We start from the raw sequence: 26,064 nt of genomic DNA on the forward strand, positions 1-26,064 counted from the left end.
CGTGCCCGCCGATCCGAGCCCCGCGACCGCCCGCCCGGCGACGTCGTTGGTCCGGCGCGCGCGCAAGATCAACCGGGTCCTGGCGCAGACGTACCCGGACGCACGGTGCGAGCTCGACTTCGAGGATCCGTTCCAGCTGCTGGTCGCCACGGTCCTGTCGGCACAGACCACCGACCGCCGGGTCAACGCCGTCACGCCGGCCCTGTTCGCGGCCTTCCCCGACGCCGCCGCGCTGGCCGGGGCCGACCGCACGGTGGTCGAGGAGATCGTCCGGCCCACCGGCTTCTTCCGGGCCAAGACCGAGAGCGTCCTCGGCCTCTCGGCCGCCCTGGTCGATCGGTTCGACGGCCGGGTGCCCGGCCGGCTCGCCGACCTGGTCTCGCTGCCCGGCGTCGGCCGCAAGACCGCCAACGTCGTGCTCGGCAACGCGTTCGGCGTCCCGGGGATCACGGTCGACACCCACTTCGCGCGGCTCGTCCGCCGGTGGGAGTGGGTCGACGAGGCCACCGCCAAGGATCCGGTCAAGACCGAGCACGCCGTGGGCGCCCTGTTCCCACGCGGCGACTGGACGATGCTGTGCCATCACGTCATCTGGCACGGACGGCGCCGGTGCCACGCCAAGCGACCCGCGTGCGGCGCCTGCCCGGTCGCCCAGTGGTGCCCCTCGTACGGCATCGGGCCCACGGACCCCGAGGTCGCCGCGGCGCTGGTGGCCACGCAGGGACCCGCATGACGACCACGCCCATCGCGTCGCTGCCCGAGTGGCTGCGACCCCTGGCGGACATGCTCGACTCCGTCGAGGCCGAGCACCTCGCGCCCCGGTTCCCCCATCCGCCCGCCGACGCGCGCCCCGCCGCCGTGCTGATGCTCTTCTCCGAGGGCGAGCACGGCCGCGAGCTGCTGCTGACCGAGCGCGCGGCCACGCTGCGCAACCACGCCAGCCAGATCTCGTTCCCCGGCGGCCGCCAGGACGACTCCGACCGCGACCCGGTGCACACGGCGCTGCGCGAAGCGCAGGAGGAGGTCGGCCTCGACCCCAGCGAGGTGGTCGTCTTCGGCTCGCTGCCCACGCTGTGGCTGCCGCCGAGCAACCACGCCGTCACGCCCGTGCTGGGCTACTGGACCAACCCCCAGGTGCTCCACGCGCACAGCCCCGACGAGGTCGAGCGGGTGCTGCCGACGCCGCTCGATTTGCTGCTGGACCCCGACCGGCGCTTCAGCATCGTGCACCCCTCCGGGTGGACCGGCCCTGCCTTCGACATCGGCACCGACGTCCCGCTGTGGGGCTTCACCGCCGGCATCATCGCCCGACTCTTCGAGCGCCTGGGCTGGGAGCGGCCCTGGGACGCCTCGCGGACCCGCCCGATCCCGGAGTGACATGAACTGGCTCGATGTCGTCCTCCTGGTGACGTTCGTGGTCTACGCCTACGCGGGGTGGGTCCACGGCTTCGTCTCGAACGTCTTCTCCGGGGGCGGCCTGCTGCTGGGGTTCCTGCTCGGCATCGCCCTGGCGCCCCGCTTTTTCGACCAGGGCAGCGGTGAGCCCGTGCAGGCGGTCCTGTCGATCGCCTTCGTGTTCGTCGTGGCCGGGATCGGCAACTTCACCGGCACGCTGATCGGACGGTCGCTGCGCATCCGCCGGGGCCCCGGCCGCGCCGTCGACGCCGTCCTGGGTGCCGCGTTCGGCACCAGCATCGTCATGGCGTCGTCCTGGGCGCTCGGCTATGCCGTCAGCGCCTCCACGCTGCCCTACGTCAGCTCGGCCGTGCGCGACTCCAGCGTCCTGGCGCGCGTCGACCAGCTGATGCCGCAACGCGCGGGCGAGGCGCTGCAGGCGTTCACCGACTCCCTCACCAGCGACGTCTTCCCGCGCTACCTCGACCCGTTCGAGACCGAGATCATCCCCGACATCGCGGCGCCGGACCAGAAGACGCTGGCGCTGCGCTCGGTCCGGGCCGCCCGCAAGAGCGTCGTGCGGGTGCTCGGCGAGGCCGACTGCAACCGCATGATCGAGGGCTCGGGCTTCGTCATCGCGCCCGAGCGGGTCATGACCAACGCACACGTGATCGCCGGCGTCGACGAGCCCACCGTCACCCTCGGCGACCGGCGCTACGACGCGCGACCGGTCTGGTTCGACACCACGCTTGACCTCGCCGTCGTCGACGTCCCCGGACTCGCCGGCACGCCCCTGCGCTTCGACACCGGTGCCGACCAGGGCGACCCCGCGGCGGTGCTGGGCTTCCCCGAGAACGGCCCCTTCGACGCCCGCGCGGCCCGCGTCCGCGGCCAACTGAACCTGCGCGGACCCGACATCTACGGCGAGGGCCGCATCGCGCGCGATGTCTTCTCGATCCGCTCCCTGGTCCGGTCCGGCAACTCCGGAGGTCCGCTGATCTCGGCCCAGGGCGACGTCATCGGGGTGATCTTCGCGGCGTCGATCTCCGACAGCGAGACGGGGTACGCGGTCACGGCGGCGGAGACGCTCCCCGTCGCGCGGGCGGCGGTCCGCGCCAGCTCGACGGTCTCGACGGGACGGTGTGCCTGATGCGTCCTCTCCTCACCGCCCTGCTGTGGTGCGTGGCGACGCTGGCCACGGTCGTCGCGATCGGCGCCGGCTGGACGGCCGCGCACGTGCAGAGCGAGAGCGGCTTCGTCCGGCTCGTCTCGGCGGTCGGCGACGACCCCGAGGTCCAGGCGGCTGCCGCCGACGTCGCGGGCGAGGCGTTCGCCGACCAGACGGGCCTGCCCATCGCCTGGCACGACCGCATCGCCGCCCGGACGCGCGACGCCGTGCTGCGGTTCACCGCGTCGCAGGGCTGGAGTGAGGCGTGGCGTGAGACGACGCGGCGCACGCACCAGCGGCTCTACGCGGACCAGACCCCGACCGATCTGCGGGCCGATGTCGCGCCCCTGGTGGGCGTCGCGGTGGGCGAGCTCGCCGCCGACCTCCCCTTCGACCTCGGTGGTCCCGACGAACTGTGGGTGACCGTCAGCGAGGAGGACCCCGGCGACCTCGTCGGCGTCACCTCGCAGGCCGGGACGGTCGCGGTGGTGGCGGTCGGGACGGCCCTCGTCGCGGCCCTGCTGACGCTGGTGGTCTCCCGCCGCCGGTCGACGACGTGGGCGGCCCTGGGCGCCGGAGCGCTCCTCGCCGCGGGCACGTGGTGGGTCCTCGGCCGGGTGACCCTGCCGCGCCTCGTCGAGGACCGCGCCGCTGACACCGGCGCCGACAGCGACCTGCAGCAGGTGCTGGTCGACCGGGTCGTCGGCTCGCTCGACGCGACGCTCGTGTGGGTGGCCGTCGCCGGGGCCGCGATGGTCGCGGCCGGGCTGGTCAGCCGCGCGCTGCGGTCTTGACGCGGGCGCCGGCCGGCGGACCGCCGGGCGTGAGCGCCGACGGGATCTGGCGCGCGGCACCGATCGACTTCTCGGGCACCCGGATCTTCTTGAACCGCGACCACGCCACGAGCAGCAGCACGACCGCCAGCAGCAGGTAGAAGGCGGTGACGATCAGGAAGGCCCACGCGGGGTGGAGGCCGGCCATCGTCAGGAAGTAGGCGATCGTGACCGAGGCGAGGATCAGCACGAGCAGCAGCAGGAACGCGGCGGCCGCGACCAGGGCGGCGCCGATGCCACCGGCCTTCACGCTGACCCGCATCTCGGACTTCACCAAGGCGATCTCGTGCTGGACGATGGACGAGAGGTCGCGGGTGACGTCAGCGACGAGTCGTCCGATCGTGGGGTCGTCCGTGGGCTTCGTCATGGAGCGAGCGTACCCAAATCCGGGCGCGGCAGCCCTTCGTGGCCGCTGCGCCCGGATTCGACGGTCACTCCTGGTCGGCTGCGGGCTTCTTCATCCCGGCCGTGATGAGGTCCATGACGGACGAGTCGGCGAGCGTGGTGGCGTCGCCCACCTCACGGTTCTCCGCCACGTCGCGCAGCAGCCGGCGCATGATCTTGCCCGAGCGCGTCTTCGGCAGCTCCTGCACGACCATGATCGACCTCGGCTTGGCGATCGGACCGATCTCCTTCGCGACGTGGTTGCGCAGGGTGGCGATGTGCTCGTCGGTCGACTCGGCCGCGGACTCGCGCAGGATGACGAAGGCCACGACGGCCTGGCCGGTGGTGTCGTCCGTGGCGCCCACGACCGCCGCCTCGGCGACCGTCGGGTGCGACACGAGCGCCGACTCGATCTCGGTGGTCGACAGGCGGTGCCCGGAGACGTTCATGACGTCGTCCACGCGACCGAGCAGCCAGATCGCACCGTCCTCGTCCTTCTTGGCGCCGTCGCCGGCGAAGTACATGTTCGGGAACCGGGCCCAGTACGTGTCCTTGAAGCGCTGGTCGTCGCCCCAGATCGTGCGCAGCATCGCGGGCCACGGCTCGGTCAGCACGAGGTAGCCGCCCTCGCCGTTGCCGACCGGGTGACCGGCGTCGTCGACGACCTCGGCGCTGATGCCCGGCAGCGGGCCCATCGCCGAGCCCGGCTTCGCGGCCGTGACGCCCGGGAGCGGGCTGAGCATGTGCGCCCCGGTCTCGGTCTGCCACCACGTGTCGACGATCGGCGTGCGGTCGCCGCCGATGTTCTTGCGGTACCAGACGTAGGCCTCGGGGTTGATGGACTCACCCACCGAGCCGAGGATGCGCAGGGTCGACAGGTCGAACTCGGCGGGGATGTCGTCGCCCCACTTCATGAACGTGCGGATCGCCGTGGGCGCCGTGTAGAACAGCGTGACCTTCTTGTCCTGGATGATCTCCCACCAGCGACCCTTGTGCGGCGAGTCCGGGGTGCCCTCGTAGAGCACCTGCGTCGCGGCGTTGGCCGTCGGTCCGTAGACGATGTACGAGTGGCCGGTGACCCAGCCGACGTCCGCGGTGCACCAGAAGACGTCGGTGTCGGGCTTGTGGTCGAAGACGGCGTGGAACGTGTAGGCGCACTGGGTCAGGTAGCCGCCGCTGGTGTGCAGGATGCCCTTCGGCTTGCCCGTCGTTCCGGACGTGTACATGACGTAGAGCGGGTGCTCGGCGTCGAACGCCTCGGGCTCGTGCTCGGTCGAGGACTCGTCGACCAGCTCGTGCCACCAGACGTCGATGTTCTGGTCGAAGGCCACCTCTTGGCCGGTGCGTCGCACGACGAGGACGTTCTCGACCGGGCTGGCGTCGCCGAGCTTCGCGATCGCCTCGTCCACGGCGGGCTTGAGCGCCGAGCCGACACCGCGGCGGTAGCCGCCGTCGGCGGTGATGACGAGCTTGGCCTCGCAGTCCTCGACGCGGCTGGCGAGGGCGTCGGAGCTGAAGCCGCCGAACACGACCGTGTGCACGGCACCGAGCCGGGCGCAGGCCAGCATCGCGACGACGGCCTCGGGGATCATCGGCAGGTAGATCGCGACGCGGTCGCCGGCCTCGATGCCCAGCTCCGTGATCGCGTTGGCGGCCTTGCAGACCTCGTCCTTCAGCTGGGCGTACGTGAGGTCGCGCGTGTCGCCGGGCTCACCGACGAAGTGGATCGCGACCTTGTCGCCGAGGCCGTTCTCGACGTGCCGGTCGACGCAGTTGTAGGCGACGTTCAGCTTGCCGCCGACGAACCACTTCGCGAAGGGCGGGTTGGTCCAGTCGAGGACGTCGGTGAAGGGGGTGTCCCACGTCAGCCGGCCGGCCTGCTCTCCCCAGAACGCGAGGCGATCGGCGGCGGCGCGGTCGTACTCGTCGGCCTTCACGTTGGCGGACGCCGCCAGCTCGGCCGGCGGCTCGAAGACACGCTGTTCCTTGGCGAGGTTGTCGATGCCGGTCTGAGTCACGAGGGGGCCTCCTGGCGCGGGGTTCTGGGTGTCGCAGGTCACAACTGGCGACAAATTTACGGTGCCCCATCGGGGCGCTGTGCGCCAGACCACACCGACGAGCGGTGGGCGACCTGCGACGAACGGTGCGGCCCGCCGCGGTTTCCCCGGTTACCGTCAGTCCAGCCAGCGCACGAGCTCGTCGGCGAGGCCATCGGCCTCGACGGGGCCGGTGACGGCGTCGGCGACGCGCTGGACGTCGGCGGGCGCCTGGCCCATCGCGACGCCGCGGCCGGCCCAGCGCAGCATCTCGACGTCGTTGTTGCCGTCGCCGACGGCGAGCACGTCCTGCGCGGTGATGCCCATCGTGCGGCAGACGACGTCGAGGCCGGACGCCTTCGACACCCCCTCGGGCGCGAGGTCGAGCCAGGCCGTGTAGCCGATGTAGTAGTTCGTGCCGTCCAGGCCGAGGTCCTCGACCAGCTGGGAGAACTCGTCGCGGTCGTGGTCGGGGGCGCGCACGACGACGCGGGTGACCGGCTGCGACACCATCCGCTCGACCTCGTCGAGGATGATCTTGCCGGTGATCTCGCCGTGCGGGAACGCGCGGTTCACGCGGTAGCCGACGCCGACCTCCTCGACCGCGACGAGCGCCTCCGGCACCCGCTCGAGGACGCGCCGGACGGCCTCGCGCGCGTCGAAGGTGGTGGTGTGGACGACCTCGAAGGGGTCGACGTCGAACACGACCGAGCCGTTGCTGGCGACGCCCAGGCCCTCGCGGAACCCGAGCTTGTCCAGCACGTCGTAGACGCCCGGCACCGCACGACCCGTGGCGATGACCACGGGGATCCCCTGCTCACGCAGGCCCAGCACGGCGTCCTTCACCGCGGGGCTGAGCGTGTTGTCGTGGTCGACGATCGTGCCGTCGACGTCGAGGGCGACGAGCCGGGGGCGCCAGGTCATCGCTCAGCGACCCTCGGCCGGCCGGAGCACCTCACCGAGGTACGGGTGCAGCGCCGCCGGCAGGCGGACCGAGCCGTCGGCCTGCTGGCCGTTCTCGAGCAGCGCCACGATCGTGCGCGTCATCGCGCACAGGGTGCCGTTCAGGGTGGCGACGTGACGCGTGCCGTCCTCGGCCGCACCGCGGGTGCGGACGTCGAGGCGGCGCGACTGGAACTCGGTGCAGTTCGACGCGGACGACAGCTCGCGGTACTTGCCCTGCGTGGGGATCCACGCCTCGCAGTCGAACTTGCGCACGGCGGACAGGCCGAGGTCGCCGGCCGCGACGTCGATGACGCGGAAGGGCAGCTCGAGCTTCTGCAGCCACGCCTTCTCCCAGCCCAGGAGGCGCTCGTGCTCGGCGGCCGCCTGGTCGAGGGTGGTGTAGACGAACATCTCGACCTTGTCGAACCAGTGCACGCGGAAGATGCCCCGGGTGTCCTTGCCGTACGAGCCCGCCTCTCGCCGGAAGCACGGGCTGAACGCGGCGTAGCGACGCGGCAGCGACTCGGTCGGGAGGATCTCGCCGCCGTGGTAGGCCGCGAGCGGCACCTCGGACGTGCCCACGAGGTAGAGGTCGTCCTTCTCCAGGTGGTAGACGTCGTCGGCCGCCTGGCCGAGGAACCCGGTGCCCTCCATCGCCTGCGGCTTGACCAGCGCCGGCGGGATCATGGGCGTGAAGCCCCACTCGGCGGCGGTGGCCATCGCCAGCTGGACGAGCGCCAGCTCGAGCTGGGCGCCGACGCCGGTGAGGTAGTAGAACCGCGAGCCGCTGACCTTGGCGCCGCGCTCCATGTCGATCGCGCCGAGCATCTCGCCCAGCTCGAGGTGGTCGCGCGGCTCGAAGCCCTCGGCCGCGAAGTCGCGGGGCGTGCCGATCTCCTCCAGCACGACGAAGTCGTCCTCGCCTCCGGGCGGGGCGTCGACCGTGGGGTTGGGCAGGGTCCGCAGCAGCTCGTCGAAGGCCTGGGCGGTGGCGGACTGGGCGCCCTCCGCGGCCTTGACCTCGGCGCTGAGCTCCTTCGTCCGCGCCAGCAGGGCCTGCTTCTCCTCCCCCTGCGCCCGGGGGATCTGCTTGCCGAGCTGCTTCTGCTCGCCGCGCACCGCCTCGTACGTCACGATGGCGGCGCGTCGTGCCTCGTCGGCGGCGATCAGCTCGTCGACGACCTGCGAGGACTCGCCGCGACGCTCCTGGGCGGCTCGCAGCAGGTCGGGTTCGTCGCGCAACAGTCGGGGATCGATCACCCCGCCAGCCTAGCGAGGCACGACCGGCCGACCTGTCTCGGCGCGGTTACGCTTGGCGGGCCCCACCGACGGAAGGACTGCTGTGACGATCGACCTGCGCCGCGCCGACGGCGACCGGCCGCTCCTCCCCGCCGCGCTGGCGGCGGTCCAGGGCGTCCTCTTCGTCGTGCTCGCGATCATGGTCGTCACGACGTGGCAGCCGCTGATGGACCTCGACCAGACCGTCGCCGAACGGGCGTACGACGTCACCCACGGCCGCCCGTGGCTCATCGACCTTCTCGACATCACCGCCGTCGTCACGAGCAACTGGACCGTCGGCGTGGTGCTCGCGATCGCTGCCGGGCTGCTCTGGTGGCGCAGCGAGCGCCTGCTGGCGATCTGGGTCGTGGTCAGCGCCGTGGGGGTGCTCGGCGGCAACGCCCTGATCAAGCTCGTGGTCACGCGCGAGCGTCCCGTGTGGGACCTGCCGCTGCACGAGATCGGCGGCTACTCGTTCCCGAGCGGACACTCCGCCGGCGCGGGCCTGTTCTTCACCGTGCTGGCCCTGCTGAGCATCGTCCTGACCGGGCGCGGCCTGCGTCGCCGGCTGCTGCTGGTGCTGTGGATCGTGCTGGCGCTGCTGGTGGCGGCCGACCGCGTCTTCCTGGGCGTCCACTACCTCAGCGACGTCACGGCGGGCCTGTGCTTCGGCGGCCTCGTCCCGCTCGTGCTGTGGCGGGTCATCGTCAGCGGCAGCGGCCGCGCACCGGCCGAGACCGCCGTCCTGACCGGCTCGGGCCGCCGCCGCGCCGCCGTCGTCATCAACCCGGTCAAGGTCGGCGACGTCGCCGACTTCAAGGCCAAGGTGTCGCAGGTCGGCGCGCTCCACGGCTGGGACGAGCCGCAGTGGTTCGAGACCACGATCGAGGACCCCGGGCACGGCCAGACCCGGGCGGCACTCGACGCGGACGTCGACCTGGTCATCGCCGCCGGGGGCGACGGCACGGTGCGGGCGGTCTGCGAGGAGGCCACGCGCTCGGGGGTCGCCGTCGGCGTGCTGCCGCTGGGCACCGGCAACCTGCTCGCGCGCAACCTCGACATCCCCGTCAACACCCGCGACGCGCTCGACGTGGTGTTCGGCGGCCAGGACCGTGCCATCGACCTCGCCAGCTTCTCCACCGACGGCGGCACCGACACGTCGTTCCTGGTGATGGCGGGGCTGGGCATGGACGCGATGATCATGACCGGCGTCAACGAGGACCTCAAGAAGCGCGTCGGCTACCTGGCGTACTTCGTCTCCGGACTGAAGGCGGTCACGTTCCCCCGCACGAAGGTCGAGATCACGCTCGACGACGAGGAGCCGCTCCACTTCCGCGCGCGCACCGTCGTCATCGGCAACGTGGGGTTCCTGCAGGGCGGCATCCCGCTGCTGCCCGACGCCCAGATCGACGACGGCCTGCTCGACGTCGTGGTCGTGGCGCCGAAGCGCTTCATCGGCTGGCTGTCGATCGTGGCGCGCGTCGTGATGCGTCGCAAGGCCAACGACGCGCGACTCACCCGGCTCTGCGCCCAGCGCGTGCACGTCCGCGCCGAGAAGCCGGTGCCGATGCAGCTCGACGGCGACCCCGTCGGCGAAGGCCAGGAGATCACCGCCCAGATCCATCCCGGCGTGGTGCTGGTCCGCGTCCCCGCGACCCTGGCGCCCGCCGAGTAGGACTCAGGTGCCCGGGATGATCGCCGTGATGACGGTGCCGTCCGCGCGGCGACGACCCGCGACCGGCGGCGGGGTGCCCTCGATGTTCGGGCCCTGCCCGTCGAGGGGCACCACCACGGGGTCGCCCGGCGCCACCTTCACCTGACGGCCGCGGACGTCGAACACCGGATCGACCATCTCGCCGAGCCCGTTGGGCTCACGGTCCTCGACGAAGAGCTCGAGCTCGTCCTTGCGGACCGTCACCCGGACGCGCGTGCCCTGCACCGTGATGCGGTAGACGAGCTCGTCCCACGACTCGGGCAGGCGCGGGTCGAGCGAGAACTCGCCCTGGTGGTCGCGGAAGCCGCCGAAGCCGCACGCGAGGGCGCTCCAGACGCCGCCGGTGGAGGCGACGTGGACACCGTCGGTGGCGTTCTTGTGACGATCGGCGAGATCGACGAAGAGCGCGCCCAGGAAGTACCGGAACGCGAGGTCGCGGTAGCCCACCTCGGCGGCGATGATCGACTGCACCACGGCCGACAGCGTCGAGTCGCCCGTGGTGATCGGGTCGTAGTACTCGAAGTTCGCGCGCTTCTGCTCGTCGGTGAAGTGGTTGCCCTGCAGGAACAGCGCCAGCACGACGTCGGCCTGCTTGATCACCTGGAACCGGTAGATCACCAGCGGGTGGTAGTTCAGCAGCAGCGGCCGCTTGTCGAGTGGCGTGTTGTCGAGATCCCACACCTCGCGCTCGAGGAAGTGCTGGTCCTGCGGGTGGACGCCCAGGGCCTCGTCGTACGGGATCGCCATGTTGCGCGCCGCGCGCTCCCAGTCGGCGACCTCGTGGTCCTTCAACGCCAGCCGCGTGACCATGCGGTCGTAGGCCACGGAGTCGCGCTCGGCCAGGCGCTTCACCGCGAGCGCGGCCGCGCCGAGGTTGAACCGCGCCATGACGTTGGTGAACATATTGTCGTTCACGACGGTGGTGTACTCGTCGGGCCCGGTGACGCCGTGGATGTGGAACGTGCCCACCTCCTCGTCGCGCCAGAACCCCAGGTCGGTCCACATCCGGGCGGTCTCGACGAGGATGTCGATGCCCTGGCGGATCATGAAGTCCTCGTCCGAGGTGGCCAAGTAGTACTGCGCCACGGCGTACGCGATGTCCGCGTCGATGTGGTACTGCGCCGTGCCCGCCGCGAAGAAGGCCGACGCCTCCTCGCCGTTGATCGTGCGCCACGGGAAGAGGGCGCCGGACTGCGACATCTCGCGTGCCCGCTTGCGGCCCGCGTCGAGCAGGCTGTGCCGGAACCGCAGGGCGTTCCGCGCGTGCTCGGGGTTGGTGTACGTCAGGAACGGCAGGACGTAGACCTCGGTGTCCCAGAAGTAGTGGCCGCTGTAACCCGAGCCGGTGACGCCCTTGGCCGGGATGCCGGCACCCTCGGCGCGGGCGCTGGCCTGCGCCACCTGGAACAGGTTCCACCGGATCGCCTGCTGGATCTGCGGGTGCCCGGGCACCTCGACGTCGGACCGCTCCCAGAAGTCCTCGAGCCACGCACGCTGGTCGGCGTACTGCTGGTCGACGCCCTCCTCGTACGCCCGGTCGAGCGTGCGGCGGCACCGGTCGACGAGCTCCTTCACGGGGACGCCGCGCGAGGTGTGATAGGCCACGAGCTTGGTCAGCTTGATCGGCACGCCGGGCTCGGCCGCGATGCGGTACGTGACCTTCGCGAGGTCGTCCTCGACCTGCACGCGGGCGTTGCAGGGGTTGTCGGTGACGAGCTCGTGGTCGGCCGAGACGGCGAGTGTCATGCCGCTGTCGAAGCAGCGGAAGCCCAGGGACACGCGGCCCTGGTCGGCGTCGCCCCACTTGTACTTCGGCTCGAGCACGCGCCGGTCGAAGCCCTCGGACTTGCGGGGGTCGTGTCCCTCGCCCATCGCCTTGGAGCGGACGTGGTACTCGTCCTCGCCGTCCTGGCGGTTGAGGATCTGCGACGAGATCGCCACCGGAGCGCGGTGGTCGAGCATCGTGACCTCGAACTCCAGCACGGCGAGGTGCCGCTGGGCGAACGAGACCATCCGGGTGGCGACGACCTTGACGAGCTTGTTCGACGGGGTGCGCCACAGGATCTCGCGGCGCAGGACGCCGTCGCGGAAGTCCAGCGAGCGCTCGTACTCGAGCAGGTCGGCGACGCTCAGCAGCAGCGGCTCGTCGTCGACGTACAGCCGGATGACCTTCGCGTCGGGGGCGTTGACGATCGTCTGGCCGACGCGCGCGAAGCCGAAGGCCTCCTCGGCGTGGTGGATCGGCCACGTCTCGTGGAAGCCGTTCACGAACGTGCCGTGCGTGTGCGAGTCGCGGCCCTCGGTGACGTTGCCGCGCATGCCGAGGTAGCCGTTGCCGACCGAGAAGATCGTCTCGGTGACGCCCAGGTCGGTCTGGTCGGCCTCGGTCTCGACGAGCCGCCACGGGTCGACGGGCCATCGCGTGCGGTCGAGGAAGTCGTGGGCGGCCGGCGCCTCGTGTGAGCTCATCAGAGGAGCTCCGCCAGGTCGGAGACGACGACGTCCGCGCCGTGCTCGCGGAGGACGTCGGCACCGGCGCCGCGGTCGACGCCGATGACGAGGCCGAAGTCGCCGGCGGCTCCGGCCTGCACGCCCGAGACCGCGTCCTCCAGGACGACGGACCGGGTGGTGGGCACGCCGAGGCGCTCGGCGGCGGCCTCGAAGGTGTCGGGCTGCGGCTTGCCCGGGATGCCCTCGGCAGCGGCGACCTCACCGTCGATGATCACCTCGAACCGGTCGGAGAGACCGGCGGCCTCGAGCACGAGCCTGGCGTTGCGCGAGCTCGAGACGAGGGCCGACTTCACGCCGCGGGCCTCGAGGTCGTCGAGCAGCCGCACGGAGCCGGGGTAGGCCTCGACGCCGTCGGTGCGGAGCACGTCGGAGAAGTAGTCGTTCTTGCGGTTGCCGAGGGCGCAGACGGTCTCGGCGGCCGGGTCGTCGGAGGGGTCGCCCTGCGGCAGCGAGATGCCGCGCGACGCCAGGAAGGAGGCGACGCCTTCGTAGCGAGGCTTGCCGTCGACGTACGCGAAGTAGTCGTCGTCGGTGTACGGCGCGACCCCGGGATGGCCCTGCAGGAAGTCGGTGAACATCCGGGCCCAGGCCCGCTGGTGCACCTCGGCGGTCGGAGTGATCACTCCGTCGAGGTCGAACAACGCGGCATCGTAGTCGTTCCAGTCCACGCGTTCAGCGTAGGCGTCCCACATGACGACGGCGTGAATGCGGGGGTCGACACGGCCGGAGCGTGGCGGAACGACGGCGAAAAGCGGGCCCTCAGCGGATGGTGACCTGCCGGCTGACCAGCTCACGGCGCGCGGTGCGCTCCTCGGACGTGAGCTCGTCCGTGGAGCCCTTGGCCTCCTCGAGCACCGCGGTGAAGTCGGGGACGGCCGCGTCGAGCTCCTCGGCGCCCACTCCGTCGAGCTCCCACACCGGCACGAGCAGGCCGTGCGCGCGGAAGATCCCGATCAGCTCCGTGCCCTCGCCGAGCCGGTCGGTGCCGGCGGCGCGCAGCCGGGCGAAGGCGTCCAGCAGCGGGCCCTCCTCGTCCAGCATGATCCAGCGCAGGTAGGCGTGGTCGCCCATGTGCGTGACGTAGGCGGACTCGGTGGCCGTGAGGCGCGTGGTCGGCGCGACCGTCGCGTTGGCCTCCTCCAGCGCCGCGGCGGCCTGGGACGATCCGCGGTCCTCCTCGACGAGCCACCAGTCGAAGCCCTCGTGCAGCTCGACGCGGAAGTCGCTCTCGGGGTCGATGAGGTCCTGCAGACGCGCGCCGACACCCGGCGACGTCATGCGGATGGGGGTGCCGGGCTCGGTCTCGCGTGCGGTCTCGATGACGTGCGCCAGGTCGCGGCTGATGTCGCCGTGGTTGTGCATGACCTGCAGGCCGACCCAGATCTCGCCGTCGGGCCGGACGAGGCCGGCGCCCGCGCCCGGGAGCAGCGAGCAGATCCGGACGGTGCCCCCGTCGCGCAGGCGGACCACCGCGGTGGCCGACGGCACGAACTCACGCAAGGCGACCCAGTCGCCCTCGGACGGGAGTCCCTCGAAGGTGCGCGCGACGAACGGCATGCGCTGCTTGGCCGGCTTGGTACCCCTCGACTTCTTGCCCATGGCCGACACGCTATCCGTCGGCTGCCCGGCGCGGTCGGTCAGGCCAGCGTGAGCTCGGCGCGCACGCAGGTGCCGCCGCTGAGGTCGACCGACCAGCTGTCGGCGACCCGGCTGATGATCGACAGGCCCCGTCCGCCCAGGGAGTCCTCGTCGAACGGGCGCGGCACCATGTCGACGCCGTGGCCCGAGTCGCGGACGCTGAGCAGCAGGTGTCCGTCCTCGATGCTCCAGCCGATCTCCATCGTGCCGTCCTGGTCGGGCGTGCCGTGCGCGACGGCGTTGGCGATCATCTCACTCAGCACGATCAGGGCGTTGTCGATCACGGCCAGATCGGTGCGGTTGAGGGTGAGGAAGGCGGCCAGCTTCGTGCGGGCGATGCCCGGAGTGGAAGACTCGAATGGCAGTCGCACCACATCGCGACTGTGCACCATCGGTCCTCCTCCCTGACACCGCTGCGCGCGGTGCCCCCTGGCCATGCAAGCACGCCGACCCGCGGCCGCGCAGACATGACTAGTACCAATTAACCATTCAACCGTCATCGAGACAAGGCCCCGCGGAGGTTCCCGAGATCATGAGCGACCACGAACCGCCCCGCGTCGAGGTGTCCGACCTGCCCGATCCGGTGCCGGCCGACTGGGTCGTGCTGGACGTCCGCGAGCCCTTCGAGTGGGAGGCGGGGCACATCGCGGGCGCCACGCACGTGCCCCTGGGCGACCTCCCGACGCGCGTGGACGAGCTCGATCCCGAGCGCCCGCTGCTGGTGGTGTGTCACCTCGGCCAGCGGTCGGCGTACGCCACCGCGTGGCTCACGTCGATCGGCCGTGAGGCCGTCAACCTCGAGGGCGGAATGGACGCCTGGGAGGCCGCCGGCAGGCCGGTCGTCACCCCGTGACCCATCGCACGTGACGAATTCTTTGCACCACTAGTCCCCGAGTGCAAGAATGCACTGCATGAGCGATAGTGCAGGTGGATCACGCCGGGAGCGAACGCTCCGGGCGATCATCCGCAGTGCGCGAGAGCTCACCGACGAGCACGGGCTCGACGGCTTCACGATGGAGCAGCTGGCGGAGCGGACGGGCGTCTCGCGACGCACCCTGTTCAACTACGTCCCGGGCAAGGTCGACGCGGTGCTCGGCCCCGAGAAGACGCTCGACCCCGCGATCATCGAGGCCTTCCTGGCCGGTGGCCCCACCGGCGACCTCCTGGTCGACGTCAAGGAGATCGTGCGGGCCTCGCTCCAGGCCGACGTGCCCGACCCGGCGGAGCTGGCGGCGGTCCGCCGCCTCCTGCGCAAGGACACGCGCCTGATGCTGGCGGTCCACGAGCGGTTCGTCGAGAAGTCGCGCGAGCTCTCGGACGCGATCGCCACCCGCGAGGGCCGCCAGGTCGATCCCCTCGACCTGCGGATCATCGGGACGCTCATCATCAGCCTCTGCGACATCGCCCTCGACGAGTCGCTCGCCCAGCCCACCCGCACCGTCGCGGAGTGCTTCGACCACGCCTTCGACGCGATGAGCTCGCTCTTCGCGCCCCGTCCGGCCTGACCCCCTTTCCGCACCACCTCACCCACGGGAGAACACCGCCTCATGGCAACCCTGCTCTATCGACTCGGCAAGACCGCCTACCGGCGCTGGCCGATCTTCATCGCCGGCTGGCTCGTGGTCCTCGTGGGCCTCGGCGCCGTGGCCGGCTACCTGTCCAAGCCGATGTCCAACACCTTCTCCATCCCCGGGATCGAGTCGGTCGAGACCGCCGAGCTGCAGCAGGAGCTGTTCCCCGACGCTGAGGCCGTCGACGCCCCCACCGCGACGATCGTGGTGGCGGCCCCCGAGGGCAAGACGCTCGCGCAGCAGCCGCAGGCCGCCGCCGTCGCGTCCCTGGTGGCCGACCTCAACGCACTCGACGACGTCACGGACGGCGTCGTCGGTCCCGTCGAGGCCGCCGCCGGCCTCGAGGCCCAGGTGAACGCCGGCATCGACGACGCGGAGGCCCAGGCGAAGGCGGCCGGGCAGCCGTTCGACCGTGAGGCCGCTCTCGCGCAGGCGAAGACGCAGATCGCGTCCGCCACCCCGCTCTCCGACGACGGACGCGTCGGCACCGTCGCGTTCACCTTCGACGAGCCCACCGTGCTCGAGGTGACGCCCGAGATGCAGGACGAGGTCCGTGCGGTCATCGACGACGCCCGGGACACCGGGCTGACCGTCGAGGTCTCCGGCTCGGCGATGCAGTCCATGGAGCCCGGTGGAGCCTCCTCCGAGCTCATCGGCATCGCCCTGGCGCTGGTGATCCTGGCACTGACGTTCGGCTCGCTCGTCGCGGCCGGAATGCCCATCGTCACCGCCGGCATCGGCGTCGGCATCGGCATCACCGCCATCACGGCGATGACCGCGATCACCGAGGTGCCCTCGAGCACCACGGCGCTGGCCAGCATGCTGGGCCTGGCGGTCGGCATCGACTACGCGCTGTTCATCCTCGCCCGCTACCGCAACGAGCTCGACCACACCGACGACCGCGAGGAGGCCATCGGCGTCGCCGTCGGCACCGCCGGCTCGGCCGTCGTGTTCGCCGGCCTGACCGTGATCATCGCCCTCGTCGCACTGAGCGTCGTGGGGATCTCGTTCCTGACCGCCATGGGCCTGGGCGCCGCCGCGACCGTCACCGTCGCGGTCCTCGTCGCGCTCACGCTGCTGCCGGCCATCCTCGGCCTGCTGAAGTCGAAGGCGTTCGGCGGCACCTTCCGCCGCTACACCCCCGCCCGCGAGGCCAACGGCCACATCCTCAACAATGGCGTCCGCTGGGCCCGGTTCCTGGGCAAGGCGCCGCTGGTGTGGGTGCTGCTGGTGATCGTGGGCCTCGGCGCCCTCGCGCTGCCGGTCAAGGACATGCACCTGGCACTGCCCACCGACAGCACCGCAGCGAAGGACACGACGCAGCGCAAGGCGTCGGACCTAGTCACCGAGGCGTTCGGCCCCGGCCGGCTCTCGCCGATGCTGCTGGTCGTCGACGCTCGCGAGATCGAGGACCCGCAGGCCCGGCAGGCGGCCTACCAGGCCGTCACCACCTGGGCCGCCGGCCAGGACGACGTCGCCAACGCGATGATGGCGGCGGGCAACGAGAAGGGTGCGATGGTCCTCATCCAGCCCTCCTCCGGCGCCGAGGACGCGGCCACCGAGGACCTGCTCGAGTCGCTGCGCGACGGCGAGGAGGCCATCGAGTCCGAGACCGGCACGAAGGTCGGCGTCACCGGACTCACGGCCATCCAGGCGGACGTCTCGGAGAAGCTCGCCGACGCGCTGCCCGTGTACCTGGCGATCGTCATCGGCCTGGCGTTCGTGCTGCTGGTGATGGTGTTCCGCTCGCTGCTGGTGCCGCTGACCGCCACCCTGGGCTTCCTGCTCTCGGTGATGGCCACGCTCGGCGCGACCGTCGCGATCTTCCAGGAGGGCATGTTCGGGATCTTCCCGGGCCAGCCCATCGTCAGCTTCATCCCGATCTTCCTGATCGGCGTGGTGTTCGGCCTGGCGATGGACTACCAGGTGTTCCTCGTGACGCGCATCCGTGAGGCCCACGTCCACGGCGCCTCGTTCCGCGAGTCGGTCGTCGACGGGTTCCGCAACAGCGCCCGCGTGGTGACGTCGGCGGCCCTGATCATGACCGCCGTGTTCGCCGGCTTCATCTTCATGGACGAGCCGATCGTGCAGTCGATGGGCTTCGCGCTCGCCGCCGCGGTCATCTTCGACGCCTTCGTGGTGCGCCTGGTGCTGATCCCGGCGCTGATGTACCTCATGGGCGAGAAGGCCTGGTACCTGCCGAAGTGGCTGGACCGGATCATCCCGAACGTCGACATCGAGGGCGAGAACCTGCACCGCCCCCACCTGGAGGAGCACTACGCCACGGTGAAGGCCTGATCCACGACCGGCACGGGCTGTCCACGGTGCGTCCGTGGGCAGCCCGTCGTCGTTCGTGCGGGACTCAGCGACCCCAGACGCCGGGGTCGCCGGGGTAGAACGGGGCGTTGGACGGCACCTCCGGCCGCGGGGCGGCGACGGGCGCGGCCGGTGGCGCGGGTGGTGCGACCACGGGCGGCATCTCGCCCGGCGGGACGTACGGCGGCGGGGGCACCACGCGGTACGCCGGTGCCGGGGTGGGCAGCGGCGGCAGGGGCGCGCGACGGCGCTGCAGGCCGCCCCGGCGGGCGAACCACTCGACCAGCGCCCAGTAGACCAGGCACATGAGGGTGGACGGCACGACCTCGTCGAGCAGGCCGGCGCCCTCGCCACTGGAGTCGACCAGGCCGACCAGGTCGAGCACCATCAGCACGACGTTGTTGGCCACGTGCAGGCCGATCGCGGCCTCCAGGCCCCCGGTACGGATCGTCATCACCGCGGCGATCACGCCGAAGGCGAAGACCGACACCAGGCCCCAGAAGTCGTACAGGTGGCCGGCCGCGAACAGCACGCTCGTGGCCAGGACGGGCACGGCGGCCCACCGCGTCCACGAGCCGATCAGCTGGAGCAGGCCGCCGCGGAACACGTACTCCTCGGCTGCGGCCTGGAACGGCACCAGCAGCAGCACGACGAGCAGGGACGCGACGGCGCGGCCGTCGAGGGAGTCGAACCGCACGGACTCGTCGCCGCCGATCGCGGCGACCACCACCGCCAGGCCCAGGCTCACCCCGACCACGACGAACGCCAGCACGGCGCACCGGCCGAGCCACCCCCACCGCAGGTGCCCGGCGACCGAGTGCAGGAAGCCGACGTGACGCCGCCAGACGACGGCGACCGGCACGAGCACGCACGGGAGCATGGCGGCGATGACGCCCAGCTGGAACGCCAGCTCGCCGGGATCGTCCAGCGGGACCTCGTCGGACATCGCGTCCAGCCACGCCTCGGGATCGTTGCCCGCGATCGCCAGGACGACCATCGCGACGAGGACGATGCCGAGAGCCAGGAACGCGTAGGCGACGGCACCGAGGAGGGCGGCCACGGGCAGGCGCCAGTGGGCGAAGTCGGGAGAGTCGCGCACGAGGCGGTGGTAGGGCGTCACCGTGGCATCGTCACACAACGCACGACGCCCCCGGCCCTGAGTCCACAGGGGCGGGGGCGTCGGAACGCGAAAGGACTTACTTCGCGGCGGCCTTGAGGCGCGAGCCGGCGCTGACCTTCACGCCGAAGCCGGCCGGGATGTCGATGGTCTCGCCGGTGGCGGGGTTGCGGCCCGTGCGGGCGGCGCGAGCGACACGCTCGACCGAGAGCACACCGGGGATGGAGATCTTCTCGCCCTTGGCGACCGAGTCGATGACGAGCTCGGCGAAGGCGGTGACGAACTCGTCGACGTCCTTCTTGGTGCTGCCGGTCTTGGCGGCCAGCTCGGCCACGAGATCGTTGCGGGAAAGTGCCACGATTCTGCTCCTGAAATGGATGAAATGGGTACTGCGTCAGTCTAGGGATGAAGCATTGGGCCCTGACCCCCGGGGCCTCCCGGCGTGTCGCGAGATTTCAGTCCCAATCCGGCGCAGGACCGTCGACGAGTCCCTCGATCGACCCGAGGTAGGACTCGCGGGACACGACGCGGACCCCGAGCGTGGCCAGGTGCGGCGTCTGCCACTGGGTGTCGACGAGCCAGTCCGGCAGCTCCGACATCAGCTCGACCAGACCCACCAGCGCGGCCTTCGAGGCGTCGGTGCGGTGGTGGAACATCGACTCCCCCGCGAAGAGCCCTCCGAGCCCCACCCCGTACAGCCCCCCGACCAGGCGACCGTCCTCGTCCCGTGTCTCGACGCTGTGCGCGTAGCCCAGCGCGTACAGCCGCACGTACGCGGCGCGGATCGACCGGTCGATCCACGACCCCGGCCGGCGTGGGTCGGCGCAGGCGTCGATCACGGCCTCGAAGTCGGTGTCGACGGTGATCGTGAACGACCGCATCGAGCGCCTCAGCGAGCGCGAGACGCGCAGGTCGCCCGGCCCGATCACCCCGCGTTCCAGGGGAGACCACCACAGCAGGCGGCGCCGGTCGGGCATCGGGAAGGCACCGCGCCGGTAGGCCTCGACGAGGGTCTCCGGCTCGAGGTCGGCGCCGAAGGCGATGCAGTCGTCCTCGGGCCACTCCGCGGGATCGAACGCCCACGGCGTCGGCGGCAGGGGGACCGGCTTCATGCGTCCAGCATGGAGGTCAGGTGGTGGTCGACCGCCGCGCCCCACTCGCCGATCTCCGCCGCGGTCGCCGTCAGCAGCGCGCGGTGCCAGGTGACGGCCCGGTTCACGGCGTGGGTGAAGCCCGAGGCGCGCCACAGCTCCTCGAACTCGTCGGGCTCGACCTCCCACGCCTCGGTCCACGCGGTCACGACCTCCGACCACGGCACGGATCCCTCCCCCGTGACCACGCCGTACGGGACCGAGAGGACCTCGACCGCGTGCGCCCACATCCCGTCACCGAGGTCGAAGAACGAGATCCGGTCGTCGTGGCCGTGGAGGTTCCACGGGTGGAGGTCGCCGTGCTGCCACGTGGACGGCACGGGCGACTCGACCAGTCGGGCGCAGGCGTCGACCAGCTCGGGGCGGCGGGCCCGCAGCTCGGTGATCCGGTCCGGGGGGACGCGTCCGCCCTGGTCGGCGGGCGACTGCTCGTGGATCTCCAGCAGCCGGTCGAACCGTGCCACCACCGTCTCGGGGCCGGCGTCCGGCAGGCCCGTGGCGAGGAGTTCGTCCCGATGTCCCGCGAGGGCGCGCTGCACCCGCGCGGCCTCGTCGAGCGCACGGCGCCAGTCCTCGAGCGTCGGCGTCCGCTCGTCGCCGAGCGTCGGACCGTCGTCGAGCGTGAGCATCCACCCCTGCTCGGCCTCGACCGCGAGCGGGTCCTGCACCGACCCGGGCACCAGGCGCGCCATCTCCCGCTGCAGCGCCGGCTCGAACGCCATCGACGGACAGGTGGCCTTGAACCAGACCCGGCCCCGGTCGGTGGGGATCGTCAGCTGGGTCGACCACGGCCGGATCCGTGGCTGCTCGACGGGACCGCTGATCGTCAGGTCGTGGACGGCGAGCGCGTCCTCGATCCAGGCCCGCGCACGGGCGTGCCACTGGGGAGTCGCCACCTGCACGGAGAACGGCTCTTGCGCCATGGAGCCACCCTAGGGGCGCTCCGCCGCCGGTTCCGTGCTCCGACGCGGTCGACAGGCGCATTCGCGCAGCCTTCCTATGCTTGCGGCATGGGAATGAAGGACCGCATCGCCAAGGAAGCGGGCACGCGCGTCGTGCCCAACGTGGCATCGGGATACGTCCGCACGGTCCTCGACAAGGCGATCGACGGGGTCGGCCCGCTGCGGCCGGTCGTCGAGACCGCCGGCGCCAAGCTGGCCTCGCACGGCGGTGACGTCGAGAAGGCCGTCGCCGCGCTCGTGCGCTCGCACACCAGCCTGGCCGGCCTGCAGGGCTTCGTCACCAACCTCGGCGGCATCGCGTTCGCCGCCGCCAGCGTGCCGGCGAACGTCGTGGGCGTCACGATCGTCCAGTGCCACCTCGTGGCGAGCATCGCCCACCTGCGTGGCTACGACCTCGAGGACCCGCGCGTGCGCAACGCCGTGCTCGCGGTGATGCTCGGCGAGGACACCGTGACCGAGATGGTCAGGAAGAAGCGCCTGCCGTCCTCGCCCATGGCGCTGGCGACCTCGCCGATGCACGACCCCGTGCTGGACGACGCGATCGCCAAGGAGGTCACCGGCGAGCTGGTCGGCCGCACCATCGGCCGCCGCGCCCTGATGCTCGCCGGCAAGCGCATTCCGCTGCTCGGTGGCGCCGTCGGCGCGGGCGCGGACGGCTTCGGCACCTGGCAGGTCGGCCGCTACGCCCAGAGCGAGCTCAAGGACCGGCGCCTGCGTTCCCGCTGAGTTGCACGTTCGACCCGCGACACGCCGTGTGCGGGTGGCCGAACGTGAAACTCAGCGGGTCAGGACAGGGCGCGGACGACGGCTGACGGGCTCTCGCGGCCGAGCGCCCGCGCCATCTTCACGCTGGCCTTGACGAGGGCGGCGAGGTCGACGCCGTGCTCGATCCCCAGGCCGGTGAGCATCCAGACGAGGTCCTCGGTGGCGAGGTTGCCCGTCGCGCTCTCGGCGTACGGGCAGCCACCGAGGCCGCCGGCCGACGCGTCGAACGTCGTGATGCCGCAGCGCAGCGCCGCCAGGGCATTGGCGAGCGCCTGGCCGTAGGTGTCGTGGAAGTGCATGGCGAGGCGGTCGACGGGCACGCCGGCGTCCCCGAACTCCGAGACCAGACGAGCCACGTGGGCGGCGGTGCCGACGCCGATCGTGTCGCCGATCGACAGCTGCGTGGCGCCGAGGTCGAGCAGTCGCGTACCCACCCCGACGACGCGAGCCGGGGCGACAGGACCCTCCCACGGGTCGCCGAAGCACATCGACACGTACGCCCGCACGTCCACGCCGGCGTCGAGCGCGCGGCGCACCACCGGCTCGAACATGGCGAACTGGCCCTCGACCGAGCTGTTGAGGTTGCGCTCGGCGAACGTCTCGGTGGCACTGGCGAAGATCGCGATGTGCCGCACGCCGGCCTCGAGCGCCCGGTCGAGCCCACGCTCGTTGGGCACCAGGACGGGCAGCGGGACCCGCCCGGCGAGCGGCAGCCGGTCGACCACCTCAGCGGCGTCGGCGAGCTGCGGCACCCACCGCGGGTGGACGAAGCTCGTGGTCTCGACGATCGGCAGCCCGGCCGCCATCAGGTCCTCGATGAACGCGACCTTGACGTCGACCGGGGCGATCCCCGACTCGTTCTGGAGGCCGTCGCGCGGCCCGACCTCGTAGATCGTGACGCGGTCCGGCAGCGAGGGATCGCGCTCGACCATCGGCAGCGCGCTCATCGGTCCTCCTGCGCCTCGACGTGGAACAGCAGCTCACCCATCTTCACCTGCCGGCCGGCCACCGCCGACACGTGCGTGACGACGCCGTCGTGCGACGCGGTGAGCGCCAGCTCCATCTTCATCGCCTCGACGGCCCCGAGCCGCTGCCCGGCGTGCACGCGATCGCCCTCGGCGACCTCGACCGAGATGACGGTGCCGGGCATGGGGGCGGTGACCTCGGCGTCTCCGGCGTGCACCGCGCGGGGACGGCGCGTGCCGTCCGGCCGCTCGAACACCCACGGCTGGCCCTCGACCGCCACCCAGGCGCGGACGCCGTCGATGGTCGCGGGGCCGGAGGGCGCGAGCGCGTCGGTGACGTCGTGCCGCTCGCCGGTCTCGTCCACGACGGGCCGCACGACCGGAGCGGCATCGCCCGCGACGCGCCAGCCGTCGCCGGCCTCCGGCCACAGCAGGGCGGCCGCGCCGTGGACGGCCTCGGCCGGCAGGGTCGGCGCCTCGAGCAGGTCGCCCGCGCTCGTGTCGAGCCACCCCGTGTCGACGTCGCCGGCGCGGAAGGCGGCCGAGTCGACGAGCCGGCGCAGGAAGCCGACGTTCGTGGTGACGCCGAACAGCGCGGTCTCGTCGAGTGCCTCGACCATCGCGGCGATCGCCTCGTCACGGTCGGCCCCGGTGGCGACGACCTTGGCCAGCATCGGGTCGAAGGCCGACGAGATCGTGGTGCCGTCCTCGACGACGGTCTCGACCCGCGCCACGGGCCACCATGCCTCGCGGACGCGGCCCGCCTGCGGCAGGAAGCCCGCGTACGGGTCCTCGGCGTAGACCCGCACCTCGATCGCGTGACCGCGGCAGGTGAGGTCGTCCTGGGTCATCGGCAGCGGCTCGCCCGCGGCGACCGCCAGCTGCCAGTGCACGAGGTCGGTGCGGGTGACCTCCTCGGTCACCGGGTGCTCGACCTGCAGCCGGGTGTTCATCTCGAGGAAGAACGCCTCGTCGCCCTTCACGAGGAACTCGACCGTGCCGGCGCCGACGTAGCCGACCTCGCGACTCAGGGCGACGGCCGCGGACAGGATCCGCTCGCGCACGGCGGAGTCGAGGTGGGGCGCGGGTGCCTCCTCGACGACCTTCTGGTGCCGGCGCTGGGCCGAGCAGTCGCGCTCGAAGAGGTGCACGACGTCGCCGTGGCGGTCGCCGAAGACCTGCACCTCGACGTGGCGGCCTCCCTCGACGTAGCGCTCGATCAGCAGGGTGTCGTCGCCGAACGCGGCCTGCGCCTCGCGGGCCGCGGTGGCCCACGCGTCGGCGAGGTCCTCGGCGCGGCGCACGACGTGCATGCCCTTGCCGCCGCCGCCGGCCGCGGCCTTGACCAGCACCGGGAAGGCGTCGGACGGCACGGCGTCGGGCTCGTAGCGCGGCATGACCGGCACGCCGGCACGCTCGGCCACCTCGCGGGCGCGGTCCTTGCGACCCATCAGCTCGATCACGTCGGTGTCCGGACCGACGAACACCAGTCCGGCGTCCGTCACCTGCCGGGCGAACCCGGCGTTCTCGGACAGGAAGCCGTAGCCGGGATGGATCGCCTCGGCACCTGCTTCGCGGGCGGCGGCGACGATCGCGGCGCCGTCGAGGTACGACGGCACCTCGACGACCGCGGCGGCGGCGGCCAGGTGCGCGGTGTCGCCCGCGACGTGCACGGCGATGCCACGGATGCCGAGCTCACGGCATGCGCGCAGGACGCGCGCGGCGATCTCGCCACGGTTGGCGACGAGGAGGGACTGCAGGGTCATGGGACTCACATCCGGAAGACGCCGAAGCGCGGCTCGGGAACGGGGGCGTGGGCGGCGGCCGAGAGACCGAGCGCCAGCACGCGGCGGGTGTCGACCGGATCGATGATCCCGTCGTCCCACAGCCGTGCGGTGGAGTAGTAGGCCGAGCCCTGGGTCTCGTACCGGTCGCGGATCGGGGCCTTGAAGTCCTCCTCAGCCTCCGGCGACTCGAAGTCGCCGCGCACGGTGGCCAGGACCGAGGCGGCCTGCTCGCCGCCCATGACCGAGATCTTCGCGTTGGGCCACATCCACAGGAAGCGCGGGTCGTAGGCCCGGCCGCACATGCCGTAGTTGCCGGCGCCGAACGAGCCGCCGATGACCACGGTGAACTTCGGGACGACGCTGGAGGCGACCGCGGTGACGAGCTTGGCACCGTCCTTGGCGATGCCGCCGCTCTCGTACTCGCGCCCCACCATGAAGCCGGTGATGTTCTGCAGGAAGACCAGCGGGATCCCGCGCTGGTTGGCCAGCTCGATGAAGTGCGCGCCCTTGAGCGCGGACTCGCTGAACAGGATGCCGTTGTTGGCCAGGATCGCGACGGGCCAGCCGTCGATGTGGGCGAACCCGCAGACCAGCGTCTCCCCGTAGAGCGGCTTGAACTCGTGCAGGCGCGAGTCGTCGACGATGCGGCTGATGACCTCGCGGACGTCGTACGGCGTGCGCGAGTCGACGGGGACGACGTCGTAGAGCTCGTCGGGGTCCTCCCGCGGCGGCAGCGGCTCGCGCCGGTCGATCGACGGGGTCTGGGGCCGGGCGAACGTGTCGACGATCGACCGCACCAGCTGCAGGGCGTGGTCGTCGTCCTCGGCGAGGTGGTCGACAACGCCCGAGACCTTCGCGTGGACGTCGCCGCCGCCGAGCTCCTCGGCCGTCACGACCTCGCCGGTGGCGGCCTTCACCAGCGGCGGGCCGCCCAAGAAGATCGTGCCCTGCTCACGGACGATCACGGTCTCGTCGCTCATGGCCGGGACGTAGGCGCCGCCGGCGGTGCACGAGCCCATGACGGCGGCGACCTGCGGGATGCCCTGCGCCGACATCTGCGCCTGGTGGAAGAAGATCCGGCCGAAGTGCTCGCGGTCGGGGAAGACCTCGTCCTGCATCGGCAGAAACGCGCCGCCGGAGTCGACCAGGTAGAGGCACGGCAGCCGGTTCTCGGCGGCGATCGTCTGGGCGCGCAGGTGCTTCTTGACGGTCAGCGGGTAGTACGTGCCGCCCTTGACGGTGGCGTCGTTCGCGACGATGACGCACTCGCGTCCCGCGACGCGGCCGATGCCGGTGATGATGCCGGCGCTGGGCACGGCGAACGGGTCGTCGCCGTAGAGGTCGTACGCGGCCAGGGCGCCGATCTCGAGGAACGGCGAGCCGGGGTCGAGCAACCGGTCGACCCGGTCGCGCGGCAGCAGCTTGCCGCGCGCGACGTGGCGGTCGCGCGCCTTCTCCGATCCGCCCAGTCGCGCGGTGGCGGTCCGCTCCCGCAGCTCGCTGACGAGCTCTCGCATGTTCACGGCTC

Annotated in this window: 24 protein-coding genes; 9 read left to right on the forward strand and 15 right to left on the reverse strand. The window is 71.8% G+C overall.

What is annotated here, in order from left to right; translation table 11 throughout:
- The first annotated feature begins 1 nt into the window (after position 1).
- From nth to AFL01nite_RS06305, 4 genes are read left to right on the forward strand one after another with little or no spacing between them, the layout of a single operon-like run.
- On the forward strand, positions 2–733 hold the full coding sequence (nth, locus tag AFL01nite_RS06290) for an endonuclease III (RefSeq protein ID WP_146826537.1): 732 nt from the start codon (positions 2–4) through the stop codon (positions 731–733).
- Positions 730–1,377 (forward strand): NUDIX hydrolase, encoded by a 648-nt coding sequence (locus AFL01nite_RS06295; RefSeq protein WP_146826539.1) that lies wholly within the window; start codon positions 730–732, stop codon positions 1,375–1,377. Before nth ends, AFL01nite_RS06295 begins: the two co-directional genes overlap by 4 nt.
- Before the next feature lies 1 nt (position 1,378).
- Complete coding sequence (locus AFL01nite_RS06300; RefSeq protein WP_146826541.1) at positions 1,379–2,545, forward strand: MarP family serine protease; 1,167 nt, start codon at positions 1,379–1,381, stop codon at positions 2,543–2,545.
- A complete protein-coding gene (locus AFL01nite_RS06305; RefSeq protein ID WP_146826543.1) occupies positions 2,545–3,357 on the forward strand; it encodes a hypothetical protein in 813 nt (270 codons plus the stop codon). Before AFL01nite_RS06300 ends, AFL01nite_RS06305 begins: the two co-directional genes overlap by 1 nt.
- Here the strand turns inward: AFL01nite_RS06305 and AFL01nite_RS06310 are convergent.
- The 4 genes from AFL01nite_RS06310 to serS all read right to left on the reverse strand — a co-directional run bounded on the left by AFL01nite_RS06310 (position 3,335) and on the right by serS (position 8,021).
- Positions 3,335–3,763 (reverse strand): phage holin family protein, encoded by a 429-nt coding sequence (locus AFL01nite_RS06310; RefSeq protein WP_146826545.1) that lies wholly within the window; start codon positions 3,761–3,763, stop codon positions 3,335–3,337. The two genes, AFL01nite_RS06305 and AFL01nite_RS06310, sit on opposite strands and share 23 nt — an antisense overlap.
- Before the next feature lie 64 nt (positions 3,764–3,827).
- Positions 3,828–5,798 carry an acetate--CoA ligase gene (gene acs / locus AFL01nite_RS06315; protein ID WP_146826547.1) on the reverse strand — a complete coding sequence of 657 codons (1,971 nt, stop codon included), beginning with the start codon at positions 5,796–5,798 and terminating at the stop codon, positions 3,828–3,830.
- 156 nt (positions 5,799–5,954) lie between these two features.
- Positions 5,955–6,740 carry an HAD family hydrolase gene (locus tag AFL01nite_RS06320; protein ID WP_146826549.1) on the reverse strand — a complete coding sequence of 262 codons (786 nt, stop codon included), beginning with the start codon at positions 6,738–6,740 and terminating at the stop codon, positions 5,955–5,957.
- A gap of 3 nt (positions 6,741–6,743) precedes the next feature.
- Positions 6,744–8,021 carry a serine--tRNA ligase gene (gene serS / locus AFL01nite_RS06325; protein WP_146826550.1) on the reverse strand — a complete coding sequence of 426 codons (1,278 nt, stop codon included), beginning with the start codon at positions 8,019–8,021 and terminating at the stop codon, positions 6,744–6,746.
- Between the two features lie 82 nt (positions 8,022–8,103).
- Between serS and AFL01nite_RS06330 the strand changes: the two genes are divergently transcribed.
- Positions 8,104–9,714 carry a bifunctional phosphatase PAP2/diacylglycerol kinase family protein gene (locus AFL01nite_RS06330; RefSeq protein WP_146826552.1) on the forward strand — a complete coding sequence of 537 codons (1,611 nt, stop codon included), beginning with the start codon at positions 8,104–8,106 and terminating at the stop codon, positions 9,712–9,714.
- A gap of 3 nt (positions 9,715–9,717) precedes the next feature.
- Here AFL01nite_RS06330 and AFL01nite_RS06335 read toward each other — a convergent pair whose 3' ends face one another.
- The 4 genes from AFL01nite_RS06335 to AFL01nite_RS06350 all read right to left on the reverse strand — a co-directional run bounded on the left by AFL01nite_RS06335 (position 9,718) and on the right by AFL01nite_RS06350 (position 14,276).
- Positions 9,718–12,222: a glycoside hydrolase family 65 protein gene (locus AFL01nite_RS06335; protein ID WP_146826554.1), complete on the reverse strand. Its 2,505-nt coding sequence runs from the start codon at positions 12,220–12,222 to the stop codon at positions 9,718–9,720.
- Positions 12,222–12,956: an HAD family hydrolase gene (locus AFL01nite_RS06340; RefSeq protein ID WP_146826556.1), complete on the reverse strand. Its 735-nt coding sequence runs from the start codon at positions 12,954–12,956 to the stop codon at positions 12,222–12,224. Before AFL01nite_RS06340 ends, AFL01nite_RS06335 begins: the two co-directional genes overlap by 1 nt.
- A gap of 67 nt (positions 12,957–13,023) precedes the next feature.
- A complete protein-coding gene (locus tag AFL01nite_RS06345; protein ID WP_146826558.1) occupies positions 13,024–13,863 on the reverse strand; it encodes a DUF5926 family protein in 840 nt (279 codons plus the stop codon).
- A 38-nt stretch (positions 13,864–13,901) separates the two neighbouring features.
- Positions 13,902–14,276, reverse strand: coding sequence for an ATP-binding protein (locus AFL01nite_RS06350; RefSeq protein WP_222593410.1), 375 nt, complete (start codon positions 14,274–14,276; stop codon positions 13,902–13,904).
- 158 nt (positions 14,277–14,434) lie between these two features.
- On the opposite strand from AFL01nite_RS06350, the gene AFL01nite_RS06355 reads away from it, so the two are divergent.
- The 3 genes from AFL01nite_RS06355 to AFL01nite_RS06365 are packed head-to-tail and all read left to right on the forward strand — an operon-like array spanning position 14,435 to position 17,771.
- Entirely contained in the window at positions 14,435–14,755 is a 321-nt protein-coding gene (locus AFL01nite_RS06355; RefSeq protein WP_146826561.1) for a rhodanese-like domain-containing protein, read from the forward strand.
- A 58-nt stretch (positions 14,756–14,813) separates the two neighbouring features.
- Positions 14,814–15,407 carry a TetR/AcrR family transcriptional regulator gene (locus tag AFL01nite_RS06360; protein WP_186813840.1) on the forward strand — a complete coding sequence of 198 codons (594 nt, stop codon included), beginning with the start codon at positions 14,814–14,816 and terminating at the stop codon, positions 15,405–15,407.
- 42 nt (positions 15,408–15,449) lie between these two features.
- Positions 15,450–17,771, forward strand: coding sequence for an MMPL family transporter (locus AFL01nite_RS06365; RefSeq protein WP_146826565.1), 2,322 nt, complete (start codon positions 15,450–15,452; stop codon positions 17,769–17,771).
- A 64-nt stretch (positions 17,772–17,835) separates the two neighbouring features.
- On the opposite strand, the gene AFL01nite_RS06370 is transcribed toward AFL01nite_RS06365, so the two are convergent.
- The 4 genes from AFL01nite_RS06370 to AFL01nite_RS06385 form a co-directional block, all read right to left on the reverse strand.
- Positions 17,836–18,909, reverse strand: coding sequence for a CPBP family intramembrane glutamic endopeptidase (locus AFL01nite_RS06370; protein ID WP_146826567.1), 1,074 nt, complete (start codon positions 18,907–18,909; stop codon positions 17,836–17,838).
- Between the two features lie 76 nt (positions 18,910–18,985).
- Entirely contained in the window at positions 18,986–19,264 is a 279-nt protein-coding gene (locus tag AFL01nite_RS06375) for an HU family DNA-binding protein (protein WP_146826569.1), read from the reverse strand.
- Positions 19,265–19,361: 97 nt separating this feature from the next.
- Positions 19,362–20,018 (reverse strand): leucyl/phenylalanyl-tRNA--protein transferase, encoded by a 657-nt coding sequence (gene aat, locus AFL01nite_RS06380; protein WP_146826571.1) that lies wholly within the window; start codon positions 20,016–20,018, stop codon positions 19,362–19,364.
- Positions 20,015–20,980: a phosphotransferase gene (locus tag AFL01nite_RS06385; RefSeq protein WP_146826574.1), complete on the reverse strand. Its 966-nt coding sequence runs from the start codon at positions 20,978–20,980 to the stop codon at positions 20,015–20,017. The genes aat and AFL01nite_RS06385 overlap by 4 nt, the downstream gene beginning before the upstream one ends.
- Before the next feature lie 87 nt (positions 20,981–21,067).
- Here AFL01nite_RS06385 and AFL01nite_RS06390 point away from each other — a divergent pair, with 87 nt between their 5' ends.
- Entirely contained in the window at positions 21,068–21,745 is a 678-nt protein-coding gene (locus AFL01nite_RS06390) for an EcsC family protein (protein WP_146826576.1), read from the forward strand.
- Between the two features lie 59 nt (positions 21,746–21,804).
- On the opposite strand, the gene AFL01nite_RS06395 is transcribed toward AFL01nite_RS06390, so the two are convergent.
- Genes AFL01nite_RS06395 through AFL01nite_RS06405 form a run of 3 tightly spaced genes read right to left on the reverse strand, consistent with a single transcriptional unit; the run spans position 21,805 to position 26,053 of the window.
- Positions 21,805–22,731 carry a hydroxymethylglutaryl-CoA lyase gene (locus AFL01nite_RS06395; RefSeq protein WP_146826578.1) on the reverse strand — a complete coding sequence of 309 codons (927 nt, stop codon included), beginning with the start codon at positions 22,729–22,731 and terminating at the stop codon, positions 21,805–21,807.
- Complete coding sequence (locus tag AFL01nite_RS06400; RefSeq protein WP_146826580.1) at positions 22,728–24,515, reverse strand: ATP-binding protein; 1,788 nt, start codon at positions 24,513–24,515, stop codon at positions 22,728–22,730. Before AFL01nite_RS06400 ends, AFL01nite_RS06395 begins: the two co-directional genes overlap by 4 nt.
- Before the next feature lie 5 nt (positions 24,516–24,520).
- Positions 24,521–26,053: a carboxyl transferase domain-containing protein gene (locus tag AFL01nite_RS06405; protein WP_186813850.1), complete on the reverse strand. Its 1,533-nt coding sequence runs from the start codon at positions 26,051–26,053 to the stop codon at positions 24,521–24,523.
- Positions 26,054–26,064: the final 11 nt, after the last annotated feature.

Origin of the sequence: Aeromicrobium flavum (assembly GCF_007992115.1) — a bacterium.
Taxonomy (GTDB): domain Bacteria; phylum Actinomycetota; class Actinomycetes; order Propionibacteriales; family Nocardioidaceae; genus Aeromicrobium; species Aeromicrobium flavum.

Excerpts from the sequence above, each read along its gene's own strand:
- AFL01nite_RS06340 (WP_146826556.1), bottom strand. The coding sequence starts at position 12,956 with ATGTGGGACGCCTACGCTGAACGCGTGGACTGGAACGACTACGATGCC.
- AFL01nite_RS06335 (WP_146826554.1), bottom strand. The coding sequence starts at position 12,222 with ATGAGCTCACACGAGGCGCCGGCCGCCCACGACTTCCTCGACCGCACG.
- AFL01nite_RS06365 (WP_146826565.1), top strand. The coding sequence starts at position 15,450 with ATGGCAACCCTGCTCTATCGACTCGGCAAGACCGCCTACCGGCGCTGG.
- AFL01nite_RS06310 (WP_146826545.1), bottom strand. The coding sequence starts at position 3,763 with ATGACGAAGCCCACGGACGACCCCACGATCGGACGACTCGTCGCTGAC.
- AFL01nite_RS06360 (WP_186813840.1), top strand. The coding sequence starts at position 14,814 with ATGAGCGATAGTGCAGGTGGATCACGCCGGGAGCGAACGCTCCGGGCG.
- AFL01nite_RS06385 (WP_146826574.1), bottom strand. The coding sequence starts at position 20,980 with ATGGCGCAAGAGCCGTTCTCCGTGCAGGTGGCGACTCCCCAGTGGCAC.
- AFL01nite_RS06400 (WP_146826580.1), bottom strand. The coding sequence starts at position 24,515 with ATGACCCTGCAGTCCCTCCTCGTCGCCAACCGTGGCGAGATCGCCGCG.
- AFL01nite_RS06305 (WP_146826543.1), top strand. The coding sequence starts at position 2,545 with ATGCGTCCTCTCCTCACCGCCCTGCTGTGGTGCGTGGCGACGCTGGCC.
- AFL01nite_RS06345 (WP_146826558.1), bottom strand. The coding sequence starts at position 13,863 with ATGGGCAAGAAGTCGAGGGGTACCAAGCCGGCCAAGCAGCGCATGCCG.
- AFL01nite_RS06395 (WP_146826578.1), bottom strand. The coding sequence starts at position 22,731 with ATGAGCGCGCTGCCGATGGTCGAGCGCGATCCCTCGCTGCCGGACCGC.
- AFL01nite_RS06390 (WP_146826576.1), top strand. The coding sequence starts at position 21,068 with ATGGGAATGAAGGACCGCATCGCCAAGGAAGCGGGCACGCGCGTCGTG.
- AFL01nite_RS06300 (WP_146826541.1), top strand. The coding sequence starts at position 1,379 with ATGAACTGGCTCGATGTCGTCCTCCTGGTGACGTTCGTGGTCTACGCC.
- AFL01nite_RS06355 (WP_146826561.1), top strand. The coding sequence starts at position 14,435 with ATGAGCGACCACGAACCGCCCCGCGTCGAGGTGTCCGACCTGCCCGAT.
- AFL01nite_RS06320 (WP_146826549.1), bottom strand. The coding sequence starts at position 6,740 with ATGACCTGGCGCCCCCGGCTCGTCGCCCTCGACGTCGACGGCACGATC.
- AFL01nite_RS06405 (WP_186813850.1), bottom strand. The coding sequence starts at position 26,053 with ATGCGAGAGCTCGTCAGCGAGCTGCGGGAGCGGACCGCCACCGCGCGA.
- AFL01nite_RS06295 (WP_146826539.1), top strand. The coding sequence starts at position 730 with ATGACGACCACGCCCATCGCGTCGCTGCCCGAGTGGCTGCGACCCCTG.
- aat (WP_146826571.1), bottom strand. The coding sequence starts at position 20,018 with ATGAAGCCGGTCCCCCTGCCGCCGACGCCGTGGGCGTTCGATCCCGCG.